This is a genomic window from Listeria sp. LM90SB2 (assembly GCF_028867355.1).
Lineage (GTDB): Bacteria > Bacillota > Bacilli > Lactobacillales > Listeriaceae > Listeria > Listeria monocytogenes_B.
The window spans coordinates 1,194,052-1,209,863 of the sequence record NZ_CP046449.1 but is presented as its reverse complement, the minus strand read 5'-3'; the positions used below and the strand labels follow the sequence as shown (position 1 = coordinate 1,209,863).

The 15,812-nt window shown below is 38.6% G+C and carries 18 protein-coding genes; 1 reads left to right on the top strand and 17 read right to left on the bottom strand.

Annotation, left to right across the window (positions count from 1 at the left end):
* The first annotated feature begins 163 nt into the window (after positions 1-163).
* Positions 164-715, top strand: coding sequence for a helix-turn-helix transcriptional regulator (locus GL301_RS06030; RefSeq protein ID WP_003734691.1), 552 nt, complete (start codon positions 164-166; stop codon positions 713-715).
* Positions 716-756: 41 nt separating this feature from the next.
* On the opposite strand, the gene GL301_RS06025 is transcribed toward GL301_RS06030, so the two are convergent.
* The 17 genes from GL301_RS06025 to GL301_RS05945 form a co-directional block, all read right to left on the bottom strand.
* A complete protein-coding gene (locus tag GL301_RS06025; protein ID WP_003724722.1) occupies positions 757-1,200 on the bottom strand; it encodes a cupin domain-containing protein in 444 nt (147 codons plus the stop codon).
* Positions 1,193-2,314 carry an ethanolamine utilization protein EutH gene (gene eutH / locus GL301_RS06020; protein ID WP_003721584.1) on the bottom strand — a complete coding sequence of 374 codons (1,122 nt, stop codon included), beginning with the start codon at positions 2,312-2,314 and terminating at the stop codon, positions 1,193-1,195. The genes GL301_RS06025 and eutH overlap by 8 nt, the downstream gene beginning before the upstream one ends.
* Positions 2,315-2,329: 15 nt before the next feature.
* A complete protein-coding gene (locus tag GL301_RS06015; RefSeq protein ID WP_003721583.1) occupies positions 2,330-2,875 on the bottom strand; it encodes an ethanolamine utilization microcompartment shell protein in 546 nt (181 codons plus the stop codon).
* Entirely contained in the window at positions 2,868-3,137 is a 270-nt protein-coding gene (locus GL301_RS06010; protein WP_003721582.1) for a EutN/CcmL family microcompartment protein, read from the bottom strand. The genes GL301_RS06015 and GL301_RS06010 overlap by 8 nt, the downstream gene beginning before the upstream one ends.
* Positions 3,138-3,151: 14 nt before the next feature.
* Positions 3,152-3,724 (bottom strand): TIGR02536 family ethanolamine utilization protein, encoded by a 573-nt coding sequence (locus tag GL301_RS06005; protein WP_003740570.1) that lies wholly within the window; start codon positions 3,722-3,724, stop codon positions 3,152-3,154.
* Positions 3,721-4,362 carry an ethanolamine utilization phosphate acetyltransferase EutD gene (eutD, locus tag GL301_RS06000; protein WP_003721580.1) on the bottom strand — a complete coding sequence of 214 codons (642 nt, stop codon included), beginning with the start codon at positions 4,360-4,362 and terminating at the stop codon, positions 3,721-3,723. Before eutD ends, GL301_RS06005 begins: the two co-directional genes overlap by 4 nt.
* Before the next feature lie 12 nt (positions 4,363-4,374).
* The gene (locus GL301_RS05995) at positions 4,375-5,130 is read right to left on the bottom strand and encodes a hypothetical protein (RefSeq protein WP_003724718.1); all 756 of its coding nucleotides are present in this window, start codon (positions 5,128-5,130) and stop codon (positions 4,375-4,377) included.
* Between the two features lie 165 nt (positions 5,131-5,295).
* The gene (locus GL301_RS05990; RefSeq protein WP_003719393.1) at positions 5,296-5,580 is read right to left on the bottom strand and encodes a BMC domain-containing protein; all 285 of its coding nucleotides are present in this window, start codon (positions 5,578-5,580) and stop codon (positions 5,296-5,298) included.
* Positions 5,581-5,611: 31 nt separating this feature from the next.
* On the bottom strand, positions 5,612-7,072 hold the full coding sequence (locus GL301_RS05985; protein ID WP_003721578.1) for an acetaldehyde dehydrogenase (acetylating): 1,461 nt from the start codon (positions 7,070-7,072) through the stop codon (positions 5,612-5,614).
* The gene (locus GL301_RS05980) at positions 7,072-7,593 is read right to left on the bottom strand and encodes a BMC domain-containing protein (RefSeq protein WP_003724717.1); all 522 of its coding nucleotides are present in this window, start codon (positions 7,591-7,593) and stop codon (positions 7,072-7,074) included. The genes GL301_RS05985 and GL301_RS05980 overlap by 1 nt, the downstream gene beginning before the upstream one ends.
* A 14-nt stretch (positions 7,594-7,607) precedes the next feature.
* The gene (eutL, locus tag GL301_RS05975; protein ID WP_003724716.1) at positions 7,608-8,261 is read right to left on the bottom strand and encodes an ethanolamine utilization microcompartment protein EutL; all 654 of its coding nucleotides are present in this window, start codon (positions 8,259-8,261) and stop codon (positions 7,608-7,610) included.
* A 22-nt stretch (positions 8,262-8,283) separates the two neighbouring features.
* Positions 8,284-9,165, bottom strand: coding sequence for an ethanolamine ammonia-lyase subunit EutC (gene eutC / locus GL301_RS05970; RefSeq protein ID WP_003724715.1), 882 nt, complete (start codon positions 9,163-9,165; stop codon positions 8,284-8,286).
* Positions 9,166-9,184: 19 nt separating this feature from the next.
* Entirely contained in the window at positions 9,185-10,549 is a 1,365-nt protein-coding gene (locus GL301_RS05965; RefSeq protein WP_003721574.1) for an ethanolamine ammonia-lyase subunit EutB, read from the bottom strand.
* Between the two features lie 41 nt (positions 10,550-10,590).
* Positions 10,591-12,012, bottom strand: a complete 1,422-nt coding sequence (gene eutA, locus GL301_RS05960) for an ethanolamine ammonia-lyase reactivating factor EutA (RefSeq protein ID WP_010958862.1) — start codon at positions 12,010-12,012, stop codon at positions 10,591-10,593.
* 89 nt (positions 12,013-12,101) lie between these two features.
* Positions 12,102-13,559: a sensor histidine kinase gene (locus GL301_RS05955; RefSeq protein WP_003724713.1), complete on the bottom strand. Its 1,458-nt coding sequence runs from the start codon at positions 13,557-13,559 to the stop codon at positions 12,102-12,104.
* Complete coding sequence (locus tag GL301_RS05950; protein WP_003724712.1) at positions 13,552-14,133, bottom strand: ANTAR domain-containing response regulator; 582 nt, start codon at positions 14,131-14,133, stop codon at positions 13,552-13,554. Before GL301_RS05950 ends, GL301_RS05955 begins: the two co-directional genes overlap by 8 nt.
* A 274-nt stretch (positions 14,134-14,407) precedes the next feature.
* Positions 14,408-15,547: a 1-propanol dehydrogenase PduQ gene (locus GL301_RS05945; RefSeq protein WP_003724711.1), complete on the bottom strand. Its 1,140-nt coding sequence runs from the start codon at positions 15,545-15,547 to the stop codon at positions 14,408-14,410.
* Positions 15,548-15,812: the final 265 nt, after the last annotated feature.

Below are 15,812 nucleotides of genomic sequence, written 5' to 3'. Positions count from 1 at the left end.
CCAGTGTGAACTTTTTCTCAATTTCTATTTTTGAGATTTAAAAAATGACAATATTTTGTTATAAAAAAGAATTTATTGTTCTATTTAAAATGCAGGATTAAACGTTATTTAAAGCGATTTTATGGTATAATTAGTGCAGAAATAAAACAGGGAGGGAAGGACTTTGGAGAAAGAAAAAGTTGTAAATATTCAACCTTTGATGGATAGTCAAGTAGAGAGCCAATTCACCCAACAAATTCAAGAAGATTTCAACAAAAAAAATCCAGATCACTCTGCCCTACTTCATTCACTTGAAACCGTTGAAGTGCTTGATGTTTTAAGCGATTATTACTCTGCACATGAAAAACAAAAACAACCAAGAAAAGAAACCACTAGCGTAAACAAAACTGGTAAAGAGCATAAAGAAATCAAGCAAGCTATTCGTTACATTAAAAAAAACATTCACCGCTCCATCACATTAGAAGAAGTTGCTAATTATGTCTATCTAAGCCCGTTTTATTTAAGTAAATTATTTAAAAACGAATTAAATATTAATTTTATTAATTACGTCAACGAACAAAAAATGCTCTATGCGAAAGAACAACTAGAAAAAAGTGACTGGGCGGTCCATACAATTGCTAAAAATTTAGGTTTTTCAAGGGCAAGTTATTTTTGCAAAGTCTTTAAAAAAGAATTCGATATGACACCAAAAGAATATCGCGACTCCTTAAAATAAAAAACGATTTCAGCCAAAGCCGAAATCGTTTTTTATTATTATTATGACTGCCAATCAGCCGGATAAGTAACATAAATAAATCTTGCTTCACCAGTTACGGAAAACTTGATTTGGCTACCTTTTGGAATGAAAATAATTTCTCCTGGACCTGCTGAAACAGTTCGACCATCAATGACAACATCTAGTCTGCCTTCGATAATGTAGTCTACTTCATCATAATCCAAGAACCAATCGAAAGTTGTATCTTTCATTTCCATTAAACCAAAACCTAGACGTTTACTTTCTTCTAGTGTTACTAAGTCTTTTGTATAAACAACATCGCTAGGATTTCCTGTGTCTAATCGATCTTCCTCTGAAACTTTTACTACAGGAAGTTTCACCGATAGAATACCACTTGGATCAACGTGTTTGGAACTTTGGCCCATTTTTTCTAGGACAACTTGTTTTACTAGTTGCTCAATTAATTCTTTACTAATATCAGCCATTATCTTTCACCGCCGTTTGTTCTTTTGCTTTATTTTTCTTCATCATTCGGTTAGCCATATAGATACCGACAGCTACGGCAGTTACTCCTCCGACAAGTTTTCCAACAATCATCGGGAAAATCATATCTTGGGCAACCCCAGCTGTGAAACCTAGATGATCCCCTAAAACAAAGGCCGCAGATACGGCAAAAGCAACGTTAATAATTTTACCGCGCTCATCCATATCTTTTAGCATTTGGAACATTGGGATACTATTTGCAAGTGTCGCAACCATACCAGCCGCTGCAACTTCATTCATACCTAGCAATTTACCCATTTTCATAAGTGGTTTATTGAACACTTTTGTAATAACAAAAACTAAACAGAAAGCTCCTGCTAGAACTAGTGCGATACCACCAACGATTTCGATACCTTCGCCAATTGGTGCAATTCCTGGAATAATAGTTAATCCAGTAAGTTGTTGAATAGCTCCAGCAACTAGCCCAATAGTAGCAACGATTACTACCCCTTTTCCAAAAATCGTGAAGCCTTTAATCATGCCTTCTGGTTTGAACCAAAGGCCTAACATAATAAGGGCAGCTACAAGAATAATTGGTACTAAGTTTTTGAAAATCATGATTGGAGAGAATCCAGCTACAAGTCCACCGATTAAACAACCAATTGGAATCGTAATAATACCAGATAATACGCCAGTTGCTAAATATTTATGATCTTCTTTTTTAATAATTCCTAGTGCTACTGGAATCGTGAAAACAATAGTAGGTCCCATCATGGATCCTAGAATAGCTCCCGCAAATAGACCAGCGTCGGGAGTTAGCGCAAGTTCTTGAGCTAGCGCAAAACCACCCATGTCATTCGCAAGTAACGTTGTTGCAAACATTGCCGGGTCAGCCCCAAGCGCCGTATAAATTGGTACAACAATCGGGCTTAAAATTTTTGCTAAAACTGGCGCTAATGTAATGATACCGACCATTGCTAGCGTTAGCGATCCCATTGCCATAATACCTTCTTCAAATTGTGCACCTAAGCCAAATTTGTTGCCGATAATTTTGTCAATAGCTCCTAGAATCATAAAGATTACCATTAAATAAATAATAATTTCATTAATGCTCAAAAGTGTTCCTCCATTCTATAGATAGCGTTTTAAAAGTTCATCAGGAGAAGGAATGACCGTATGATGTATCACCTTTTTTGGTTCGGCGGTTTCGATTAGAATCCGCATCCCTTCTTGAATAGCACTAACTTCCCCTGTAAAAACAGCCACAAATTTCCCACCAATCGAAGCACCGAGCGTCATGCGTTTCAAATGAATAGCCGATTTTTTCAGCGCTTCATTTACTGCATTTAGTCCAGCGCCCAACTGACTGATTTCGATAATTCCTACTGCGTCAACTTCCACTTTAGGGTGTTTATTGTTTAGAAAAGCAAGTAATTCTTCGTGCGCCATATGCAAAATATAAGAAGAAACATGAAATTTGCCAGCTTCTTCTTTTGCATCTTGCATCGCACTAGTAAGTTCACCGGAAGCACCTTGCAAAATAATCAAAAATTTACCAGGACATGTCGGACGAAAAGTAAATAAAGTTACATTGCCTGCTTTCAAGAAAACATCGGCCATTTCGTACCCTTTACTTATACTCCTGAGTTCAAGAATACCTAAGGACTGTTCAGCCATAACGTTCTACCGAGTCGATAATGCCGACGATACATGCGTCCACTGGGATCGTGTTGTCCCCAGTGGATGCTCGTGCTGCGCTACCAGTTGTAACGAGCACAAGATCGCCGTTTCCTGCTCCGGCATTATCAGCTGCCACTATGGAATGTCTTACATCTTCCGTTTCATCGGTACAAATCTCTACTAGTAGTAGTTTTAAACCATTCAGTTTTTCGTCTTTTCTTGTTGCCCATAAACTCCCGGTAACTTTTCCAATTTGCATGCCGCTCTTCCTTCCTAACTTTCTTTAATGCTAATTCGTTTTTCCTGTAAGTAATCTTTTGCAAGTGGTGTTAAGAAACTTCCTTTAGGCAAAATGAATTCGCTTTTGTTCTTAGTAAGTTTTTCAACATCCTGTTCGGTGATGACTTTACTTTCTTTGGTCTCTTTTACCGGACTTTCGATAAATTCGACACCAAATCGGCTCAGTTTCTCCTCATATTCTTGAAAAAGTTGTCTGATACCATATTTAGCGGAACGTTTATAAGCATGCGCTTTGATACCACTCTTCATTATCCAAGTTGGCCGCCCTGCTAAAAGATGATCTGTAATAAATTGTTCTTTTTTATTCATCGGAGCAAACAAACTGATTCGAGCTAATTCAGCGATATCCAATTCTTCCAGTAGTAAAATGTCACAAGCGCGTTCCGAACGATCATAAAGCGAAACTTGATATTCTTTTAGATAACACTGTCTGAGAGTGTGTTCTGAATCTTGTCCCATGATAATCATTTTTTTCTCTGGAAGTTGTAATCGTCTCATGACTTCCTCAGTGACAGCTTTTATGAGTGCGTCTAGTTCCATACTCATTTAGCCTTTGTTTTCTTGATTATTTGACCTCGAATTCCCTTTTTAAAACCACATGCGTTGGCTTCGTCATAATCAATGTGCATATATGTAGCAAAATCAGGGCTAATCCGAACAACAACATCATCAAAAATTAGTGGTCTGTCACCGTTAATTTTCACTTGAACAATTTCACTTTGGGATACTTGTTGTTTTTCTGCATCAGCAGGCGTCATATGAATATGGCGTTTTGCAACAATAAGTCCTTCTGATAATTGAACACTGTTTTTTGCGGATAATAGTAAAATTCCTGGTGTCCCTGCTATGTCTCCACTTTCACGAACCGGTGCTTTAATTCCAAGCGCCGTACCATCTGTGGAGCTTATTTCTACTTGTGTTTTTTTACGGATTGGGCCTAAAATTACAACGTTATGAATAACGCTTTTTGGTCCAACGATGCTAATTCTTTCTTTACAAACATATTGACCTGGTTGAGATAGGTCACGGAAATGAGTAAGTTCATACCCAGGTCCAAATAGTGCATCGACTGTTTCACGATCTAAATGAACGTGGCGGCCGGATGCTTCTACTTCTACGCCAGTTTCAAGTAACGCACGGCGAGTGACTTCTTCAATAAGGCTTGTTATTAACTCATTATTCATGAATAAGCCTCCTTACTTTTTATATTCACCTGTTCTCACGCGGAACATCAGTATCCAGAATAAACTAGACAATCGGTTAAGCGCTTGAATGATGTCTGGTCGTTTAATGGAATAATCGGCTTCCTTAAATGCTAAAAAGGCAGCTAATTCCGTTTCGCGGACCATCGTTCTTATTTTGTTTAATCGAATGACCGCATTCCCCATCGTGTAATCAGGCATAAAATGTGTCATTTGATAGTATTTTTTCGGATTATGACTACGTTCCCGCAGTTCTTTTTCATCCATTCCAAGCAAATGAACTGATTCGATTTGCTCGTTTAAAACTTCCGATCGTACAATATTTCTTACAAAGGTGAGGATTTCTTGTAAATCTTCCGCAAGATCTTTAAACTCAGCTGCAACGGAACATTGGGTTTCCAGAATTTCAGCTTCCAGTGTATCTAATTTTCCGCGGAAAGCGATTTGTGGATGGTCTTTAAACACAAGCAGGTTACCACGTAAATGCGTCATATGTTCAGGCTTCTCATCTAATGCTCCACCATAAATCGTTTGGAATTTTGCTCTAGTAGTTTCTTTTTTCACTGGCTCCACTACTACTTTTGTTTCTGCAATTTCATCAATATAATGAAGGTCAATTTTCTTTTCAGACAAGAAACTCTTAGCTGAAGGTGTGATAATTGTGCCTTTTTTTATATCAAGTTTTTTGGTTGTTTTTAAATCGGTGTGTAAATAGGCTTTTCGTAACTCATCTTCTGTCAAAATAGCCAAAGAACCACATCCTTTTGTCCCATTTACAATTGGTGTTAGTAATGTTGGGAAGCTTTGTATTGCTTAAATCTGGTAAAAAGCGAAAGTTTCGGGCAATTTCCGAGTCTGATGGAACCCTTTTGCCTTACGCTCACGCTTTTTCCTGATTTATGTTAAAAGTTAGTCTTATTCAGCGCTTTTTGGTAGAATTGCGTCTACTTCGCTGTGTGGACGTGGGATTACGTGTACAGATAGTAATTCACCAACGCGTTCTGCTGCTGCTGCGCCTGCATCTGTTGCTGCTTTAACTGCGCCAACATCGCCGCGAACCATAACTGTTACTAGACCGCCACCAACTTGTTCTTTACCCATAAGTGTTACGTTAGCTGCTTTCACCATTGCGTCTGCTGCTTCTACTGCTCCTACTAAACCTTTAGTTTCGATCATACCTAATGCGTTTGCGTTTGCCATTTTAAAATTCCTCCAATTAGTGTTTTATTTTTTATTTTAATTCTGCTAAAACTTTTTCGACTAAACTTTGGATGAGTGCGTCTGCATCAACCGGAAGTTCAGATGTTGCTTGGTTTTCTTCTTTACGAATATCTTCTAACTCTAAAACGCCAGTAGCGATGCGACGAATGTTGAAAAGATTTTCAGGTCCGATATTATCAGATGATGAACTTCCTCCAACTGCCCCACAACCAAGTGTTAAAGCAGGTACAAGATTTGTTGTTGCGCCAATTCCACCAAGTGCTCCTGGTGTATTAACTAAGAGACGGGAAACTGGTTTTTTCAGTGCGAATTCGCGAATGATTTCTTTATCTTCAGAGTGGATGATTAAAGTATGTCCAGCTCCTTCATGATAAAGAATATCCATGCTAAGTTCACAAGCTTCTTGCCAAGTTTCGGCTGTATAGAACGCCAAGATTGGAGCTAATTTTTCTCTTGAATAAGGGATTTTAGCGCCAACTTTTGTTTCTTCAGCGATAAGTACTCTTGCGTCAGCTGGAACAGTTAGACCAGCAAGGTTAGCGATATGTTGCACGCTTTTACCTACGATTGCTGGATTCATCGAACCATTTGGACGTAAGATGAATTTACCAAGTTGAACAGCTTCTGCATCGGATAAGAAGTGTGCTCCTTGTTTTCTAAATTCAGCAATGACAGCTTCTTTATTCACACGTTCCACAACGACAGATTGCTCAGATGCGCAAATTGTTCCGTTATCGAATGTTTTGGAATCAAGAATATGTTTCACTGCGCGAGGAATGTTAGCACTGCGTTCGATAAATGCTGGGCCATTACCTGGACCAACTCCAATTGCTGGAGTACCAGATGAATAAGCCGCTTTTACCATTGCAGATCCACCTGTTGCAAGGATAACTGCTGTATCTTTGTGTTTCATCAGTTGATCTGTTCCTTGGATGGTTGGAACAGTCATACAGCTGATAGCGCCTTTTGGACAACCAGCTTTTTCTGCTGCTTCACTAATGATTCTTACTGTTTCAAGAATTGCTTTTAATGCGTTTGGATGTGGAGAAAATACGATACTATTTCCGGCTTTAATGGAAATAAGTGTTTTGTAAATAACAGTGGATGTAGGGTTTGTAGAAGGAATTAATCCTGCTACTACGCCAAGTGGAACTGCAACCTCCATTACTTTCTTTTCGTTATCTTCTTTTAACATACCAATGGTTTTCATATCTTTGATGTAATTGTAAACATGTTTCGACGCAAAGACGTTTTTGATTACTTTGTCTTGCCAAATTCCGAAACCAGTTTCTTCATGGGCCATTTTCGCAAGTTTTTCGCGAGCACCATAACCGGCATCAGCTATTGCTTTTACAATTGTATCAATTTGTTGTTGGCTCATTGCAGCAAGTTCTTTTTGTGCTTTGTTAGCTGATTCAATGAGGTTACGAACTTCTTGGATTGAGCGTAAATCTTTATCTTCTAGTGCCACTAGTTTTCACTCCTTCCATAAATGTCTTTTAGTGCGTGAACAAGTTTATCCTTGTTCGCATATTTAATCTTGCTTTTTGGGATAGGCACATTATTTAATGTGTAAGCAAGTTTCCTTAGATCAATAACTTTCATTGCGCGAAGTTTTTTCTCTGCACTTTTCGTGTTTGTGTTCACTTCTACGACTTGTTGAATAACTTCTTTTGGTTCTTCTTGTTCGACTTCTTTTGGTTGTGTTTTAACTTCTTCTTGAGGAACAAAAAGTGCTTTTGTATCTTCGCTCATTCTTGCGATAACATGGCTTGATACTAAACAACCTAAGTCTTCTGTTGCAGCTTTCCCTGCTTCGATAGCTGCATTTACTGCACCTACATCACCAGTTAATTCAACCGTAGTTAAACCACCACGAATGACTTCACATTGAATCAGTTCGACATTTGCTGCTTTTAAACAAGTATCGGCAGCAACAACAGCACCAAGAAAACCTGTGACTTCAATTAAACCAAGCGCTTCATTTGGCATTTTTTAGCACCACCTTAATATTGAAGTGGATTTTCAGCCACATTTTCTACTGCCATTTTGAACGCATCACAAGCTGCTTTACATGCAGATTGGCTACCAGTCAAAAGTGCTCCGCCGAAGTTTGTTTCGGATGGTGGGCCATAGAAAGCTCCGATTGTTACGTCTGCTGCTTTTAGTGCTGCATCTAACGCATACATAGCTTCAAGTGGAGGGGCGATTAAGTAAGCAATCGCTTCACCTTCTGCAACATTCGCTTCTTTGGAAAGGAATGTACCAGTTCTTGAAACACAGTGCGCGAAGTAAGGAACACTATCATCTTCATTTGCACTAACAAAGCTAGCGCCATTTTCGATGAAATCTACTGCTACAGAAAGACCACTTTTTACTTCCGCAGGGCTTGGTCCGGCGATAATACCGATAACTTCACCAGCGAATTTTGTGGATGCATTTCCAGCACCAGCATACATACTTTTCGCATAAACAACATCTACTTCTGCTGCTTTTGTTGCTTCGTCAAGCGCTGTATAAGTTACATCATCACAATCAGATGTAATAATACCAAGGCTTCTTTGATGCGGTTTTAAGTCTAATTGTTTAAATAGACCATTATCTACGTTAGATACAACTTTGACACTTAAAACGGATGCAGGTAATTTATCATTTTTCATGAAGTTTCCTCCTCTAACTAGCTTATTTTAAATCAATACCAGAACATTTTTTCTCAAGCATATTGTGAATTAATTCAGCAATGTATGCTCCTGCTTCAACTGGTGGAGTTCCGCCGCTATGGATGTTAGAAATAACAGTACGACGAGCTTCTGGCATACCAATTGTTGGTTTGTAAGCAATATAGGCACTCATGGATTCAGCAGTGACTAGGCCTGGACGTTCACCTACAAGTAAGCAAACTACGTCAGCGCCAGTGATTTCACCGATTTGGTCCATAGAAGGTACACGACAATGTTTAACGAAAATAATGTTATCAAAATCTAAGTTATACATTTTCAAACCTTGTTTAATGGATGGCAAGATATCTTTGATGTTAGCTTCAATTGCCGCTGAGCTAAGTCCATCACCAACAACGATTTGAAGTTTGGCGTTTTTTGTCGTATTCGCACGAATCACTTCTACCATTTCGTTGTCAAATTCACGACCTAAGTCTGGGCGAGTTAAGTATTCATCTTTATCTTGACATTTAGTGTTCACTGGGATGAAGTTCATTTCTTTTACTAAATCCTCAGAAACGTAAGAGAAAACGGAATCTTGTGCTACGGCATGGTCCGCACGGAAACGAAGAATTGTTTCTGTTTTGTAACGTGGACCAGCACGCCATAAACCAAGTCGAGCCGGTGTCATTTGTTTCATTTTCAAATAACCTTCACGATCAGCTGGTTCTGGTACTAGTAATTGTTTTTTGATATCTACTTCAGTAATATCCGGGATGCTACCTTCTGTTATAACTGTTTCAACTACAGATTTAGTTGGCGCAGCTGCTACTGTATCGGTTGTTTTACCACCGGACATTTCTGTTAAAATGCCTTCAATCATTTGTTTTAATTCTTGTTCGTTCATCGCTTAGTTCCTCCCTTCCTTATTTTAGGAAAATAGATGCATCTCCAGCACGGCTAGTTAATTTACCATTTTCGCTGAATCCCATTTTTTCCATCCACTGATCAAATTCTTTAATTGGTTTTAAGCCAAATAATTCACGTAAAGTGGCTGTTTCGTGGTAACCAGTTGTTTGGTAGTTAAGCATAACGTCATCACCATGAGGAATACCCATGATAAAGTTACATCCTGCTGCAGTTAGAAGTACGGACAAGTTTTCTACGTCGTTTTGGTCGGCTTTCATATGGTTGGTGTAACAAACATCACAACCCATAGAGATACCAGTTAATTTACCCATGAAGTGATCTTCAAGGCCAGCGCGAATTACTTGTTTGGAATCATATAAGTACTCAGGTCCGATAAATCCAACTACTGTATTTACTAGGAATGGATCAAATTTCTTCGCGAATCCATAACAACGAGCTTCCATTGTTACTTGGTCTACGCCGAAATGAGCGTCAGAAGAAAGTTCAGAACCTTGTCCTGTTTCAAAGTACATTACGTTTGGTCCAGTCGCAGCACCACTTTGAAGGGCTAATTGTCTAGCTTCTTCAATCGTTGCTCCGTCAAAACCGAAAGCTGTATTACCTTTTTCAGAACCTGCGATAGATTGGAATACAAGACCAGTTGGAGCGCCGCGACGCATTGCTTCCATTTGAGTCTTCACGTGTGCAAGTACACAAGTTTGTGTTGGCACATCCCATTTGCTGCGGAATTCTTCAAATTTATTAAGTAAACGAACAACGCTATCAGTAGAATCATCTACTGGGTTAAGTCCGATTACCGCATCCCCAATCCCGTAAGTTAATCCTTCCATTAAGGAAGCAAGGATACCATCAGGATCATCGGTTGGATGGTTTGGTTGTAGTCTAGCGGAGAAAGTTCCAGGAAGACCGATTGTTGTATTCGCATGTGCGATTACACGGATTTTTTTCGCGCCATAAATTAAATCTAGATTGGACATTAATTTTGTAACAGCAGCAATAATTTCTGATGTAAGGCCGCGTGCAACACGTTTAATGTCAGCATCTGTTGTTTTATGGTCTAAAATCCATTCCCGTAATTCTTCCACTGTCCAGTTTTTGATGGAATCATGGATACGGTCATTTACTTGGTCTTGAATAATACGCGTTACCTCATCTGTTTCATATGGGACAACCGGATTATTACGTAAATCTCCAAGCGTCATTTTAGAAAGCACCACTTTTGCAGCTACACGTTCTTCTGCAGATTCAGCAGCAACTCCGGCTAAACGGTCGCCTGATTTTTCTTCGTTTGCTTTTGCCAACACATCAGTGATGGATTTGAACTGGTATGTATGGCCGAATAAATTCGTTTTTAAAATCATTCGATAAATCCTCCTCTCAAAATTAAAGCTATTTATGTGGATCAGTTAAAGACTAAGGTTTTAACTACTACTGGTAGCACTTTCCCGTCAGCAACTGGTTTTCCTATATCAATATAATCACCATTATCGACTTTGACACTATCCAAGCAAATTAGTGGATGCCCGGCTGGTAAATGCCCGAAGATGCTTTGTCCGAGGGCTTTTGCCATGTCGTGCCATGTAATGATAATTAAGGGATGACCAAGTGCGATTGGTTCTTTCATTCCTTCGCAAATGGCTTTCGCATATTCTGTTACTTGCTGGAAACTTGGGCTATTTTCGCCTTCAATTGCAAGTGCAATATGTTCCATTTCATTCTCTATTTTGAACCAGCTAAGTTTTTCCTTGATGACTTCTGCCATATTTTCATCTTCTTCTTGTTTGGCAAGTTTCAAAATTGGAATGTTTTTTACTGGGAAAATTTTCTCGGTGTAAGTAATCGTACTACCGCTAATTTCAGCTGTGTGTGAACCGGCTCCGACCACTGTTGCCCGTATGGTTTCGACAGATTCGATATACTTTTTTTCAGTCATTAAACTAGATTCTGCAATCGCTTTTCCTAGCAATAACCCAATATCTCCATATCTAAAAGGATCACTTAGCGCACCCGTTGAGATGCAGTCTGCAACGCCTCCGGAAAAAGAGATACATTCAATCTCCGTTAAGAATTTCAATCCTTTATTCGTAATGATTGTTTTATAAAAATCATTTGGCGCCCCGAGGCCAACACTATTCTTAAGCAGCTCAACCATTTCACCTAAAACGGGTTGCAAGTTTTCTGGTGAAGTTGTTTCACCAAGTTTAACCGGATAACCTCGTTTTTCTATTAAAGCTTGAATTTTTGGAGCAATATAGGTGATTTTTCTTGTTTCACGGTCTACTTTAATTAACCGACCACCAATATCTAAGCAAGCAGTATCAATGAGTTCTCCGCGATCAAACAGCGATAAGTTCGTGGTTCCGCCGCCAATATCCAAATTCACAACAGAGGTATTATTCTCTTTGGCATAGGTATGAGCACCTGCTCCTTTTCCAGCAATGATGCTTTCTAAGTCAGGTCCTGCTGTTGCTACAACAAAATCCCCAGCAAAACCACTCATTGCATCTAATACATTGCTGGCGTTATCTTTACGAGCTGTTTCACCCGTGATAATAACTGCTCCCATGCCAATTTCTTCTTTTTTAATTCCTGCATTGGCATATTCTTTCGTTACAAAATCACGAATCGCCTCCACATCAATCAAATTATCAGCAAGAATCGGTGTGAACAGAATCTCACTTCTAAAAATAATCCGCTTATCTGAAATGACAATACGCGGCACGGTGAAACTTGATGCCATATTTTGAATTTCTAACTCGGATAAAATGAGTTGTGTTGTCGACGTACCAAGGTCAATCCCTACACTTAAAATTGTTTCCGTCAAAACCCTCACTCCTTTCTAGCAAAAAGAAAAAGCTTAAAGACAAATAACAGTATCGTTACTTGGCTTTAAGCTTCATCGCTTTTTCATAGCTACTTCTTTGTAGCATGGATAGAATTGTATTTAAAATCAAACATTGTTTTCGTTCCGTGTTCATTCGATTCAATGGTTACTTTGCCTCGAAGTTTATCTTTAATGTAACTTTTGACAATGGAAAGTCCTAGGCTTTTTTCGGACACTTTACGAACGTTGAACCCATGACCGTTGTCCGTTACTTCTGCGTGAATAATATTTTTCTCTTCTTTTATTTGTAGTAAAATTTCGCCTGATTCATTTGGATGAAATGCGTGATCATAGGAGTTTTGTAAGAGTTCGTTCATGACAAGCGCCAGTGCCACGGTTCGGTCACTGTCCAAATAAATGCGTTTATCAATATCCATTCTTACAGCTACTTTTGGACAATCTGTACAACATCTTTCAATATTGTAGGCGACTGTTTCGATGACCATATAAAGGTTAATGCCGTCTTCCATTTGCTTCGATAAAAGCTCGTGTGTCGCTGCAATGGCAAGGATTCGGCTGACACTTTCATTTAGAATCTTCTGTGCCTCCACACTTGTAGAACGTCTGCCTTGAATTCGCAATAAGGAAACAACAGATTGCAAATTGTTTTTGACACGGTGATGAATTTCACGAATAGCAACGGATTTAGAAACAATTTCTGCTTCTTTCACTTTAATATCCGTGATGTCATGCAAGATGAGAATAAAGCGGCATTCCTGCTCGTCTTCTTCTTTTACAAAAATCTGCTTCATAATAAAGTAATTCCCGGCGATAACCACTTCTTTTTTTAACTGAATCGGTTGTTTTCCAGTTTCAATTTGATACATGATTGCGTCAAACATCATCTGGTCGAGGGATAAATTATCATAATGCATGCCTTGGATGTCTTCCATATAACCAAGTCTTTCGTAATACTGATCCGCAGCGCAATTCTTTTGCTGCAAAATCCCGTTTCGGTCAAAAATCAAAATGGCATCATCTAGTTGATCAGTAATTGAATCCGTTAGTTTACTCATGGCAGACAGCGTGGTAGAAACATCTCGATAAGCCGTTTCTTCATTGTCAATTTCAAAATGAGCTTTAATTTCGGCGCTAATATCATTTTCTAGAATTAGCACGGCAATAACTCGCTGTTTATTACGAATCGGATAAACTTTTTGGCGAATTAATACGTTTTCTTGTGTTTTTGCAAGTAGATCGTTAGAGTTCATACCTGTTTCCAATGTTCTAAGTACACCTGGCTCATTAGACCTTAGGGCTGTTTCTCCGACTACTTTGTTTTTGTAAAGTGATTTGGTTGTTTTTGGTGGTGTATGATGAATAACAAGTGCTTCACTAGTTAGCTTATTGTATACATCAATAAATACATCTACATCTTGATACATGGCTGAAACACTTAACGACTTGGCTGTGTGAATTAATTCTTCAATATCGTGCTCCGATAAATCTGTGTAGCGTAAGCACATTTCTCGAATCGTTTTAGTCATCGCTCATCACAATCGTTTCTGCGATTTCCATCATCGGACAGCGTTTGTCCATGCTCAGGTTACGAATCATATTGTAAGCTTCTTCTTCTGTGATGTTGTTCTCAATCATAAGCACACCTTTTGCTTTTTCAATCACTTTTCGTTCTTCTAATTTTTTGGTGAGCTTTTCTAATTGCTGCTCTAATTTTCTTGTTTCTCGCCCTTTGGCAATACTCATTTCAACAGTTGGAATCAAACTTTTTTCATCAAGTGGCTTTACTAAATAACCTAATGCTCCAAACCCTTTTGCTTTCTCGGTGTTTTTCGGATCACTAAAAGCGGTAAGTAAGATAATTCCGCCAGCAAGGCCTTCTGAAATAATTCGTTTCCCTGCTTTTAAGCCGTCTAAGAGTGGCATTTGAATGTCCATGATAACAAGATCTGGCTGATGGCTTTTGCAAAGTTCGATTGCTTCAAAACCATCTGTCGCTTCCCCTACAACATTGTAGTTCGCTTCTTCTAAGATGTCTCGGATGTCCATTCTTGTAATAGGTTCATCATCGGCTATTACAATTCTTCCATTCATTCCTGTCACGTCCTCTTCTTCTGCTATTGATTGATTCGTCACAATAAAGGACAAAATCATTCTATAGAAGCATTTACTTGAGCGAAAGAGTAAAAGAGCTAGAGAAAAAATTCTCCAAGAAAATAGAAAGAGCCCCTTAAAAATATTGTGCAATATTTTTGAGGGAGCCCCGTTGCTCTGCTATATTTATAATTCCACACGTCTTTGTGCTCGGTTCTATTATAAAGTAGCATGAAAACGATGTCAATAGGTTATTTGATTCCAGTTGTGAAATAAATAACTTTTATGCCAACATTTTTTCAAGAATCGCACTAACATCTGTTTCTGTCGGTATTCTAGGATTGGTTGCAGTACATCCGTCATTTAGCGCGCCTTCCGCGATTTGAGCAATATTTTCATTTAAATCTGTGCGGCTAATACCACATTCTGTTAATGTAGTTGGCATATTGAGTTTCTTTTGAAGTTGTTTAATGGCATTAATTAAGCTACGAACACCAAGACGTGTATTCGATGCTGGCATTTTTAGTAATTTTGCAATCGCTGTATAACGTTCCGCTGCTCGGTTATCCGGATTGTTACCAAAATCACTTGTAATTCCAGCATTATAACTAATTACGTGCGGTAAAAGTAATGTATTCATACGACCATGTGGAATTTTAAATTTCGCACCGGCTGTATGCGCAATACCGTGATTTAAGCCAAGAGAAGTAATGTTAAATGCCATTCCTGCAAGACAAGACGCATTATGCATTTTTTCGCGAGCTTCTAAATCATTACCGTCTTTGTAAGCACGTTCTAAATAAGTGAAAACTAATTGGATAACTTTTTCCGCCATTGCATCCGAGTAATCATTCGCTTTTGTAGATACATAGGCTTCAAGCGCATGCGTTAACACATCCATACCAGTATCTGCTGTAATTGCTGGTGGAACAGATTTTACTAAGTCTGCATCTAAAATTGCTTCATCTGGCAAAATAGCATCTGTAATTAGTGGGTATTTAATGGCTTTTTCTTTGTTAGTAATAACAGAGAAACTAGTTACTTCGGAGCCCGTTCCACTAGTTGTTGGAATGACAATGAAAGGCATTGCGCGCACCGTACCAAGTTTTTGGCCGAAGAATTTCATCGCTTTCGCCGCATCAATCGCTGATCCGCCACCAATTGCAATCATCAAGTTAGCATCACATTCATTCAAAACTTCAATTCCTGCTACCACGTTTTCAATCGGTGGGTCTGGAATGATTTCGCTAAAAATCGTATATGTATTCGATGGATCAATTTTTTCTGTAATCGCATTAATCATTCCGGAACTAACCATAAATGGATCTGTTACGATAAAGATTTGTTTGTCTTTAAAATCGAGTAAACGATCTGTTGCTCCTTGGCCAATATAAAGATCTGTTTTAAAACTAACTTTTTGCATGAGATTACCTCCTAGTTTTTTTAAAATAAAAAAAGAAGCTTTGAGTAGAGAAATTTCCTCTTCCAACTCAAAGCTTCTTTGCTAAGTAAACAGTACGCCTTTGTACCGTAAAATATTTTATTTGTCCACTTTATTAAAAACCAAACCCGTGGAAATGTCAAATCTTTTTTTGTAAATAGGCAATGAAGATACATTCCTTGTATCACTCTTTTCGTCGTTGAAAAGATCATTGCCCACCATAAAACGAAGCGGTGCACATCTTTGT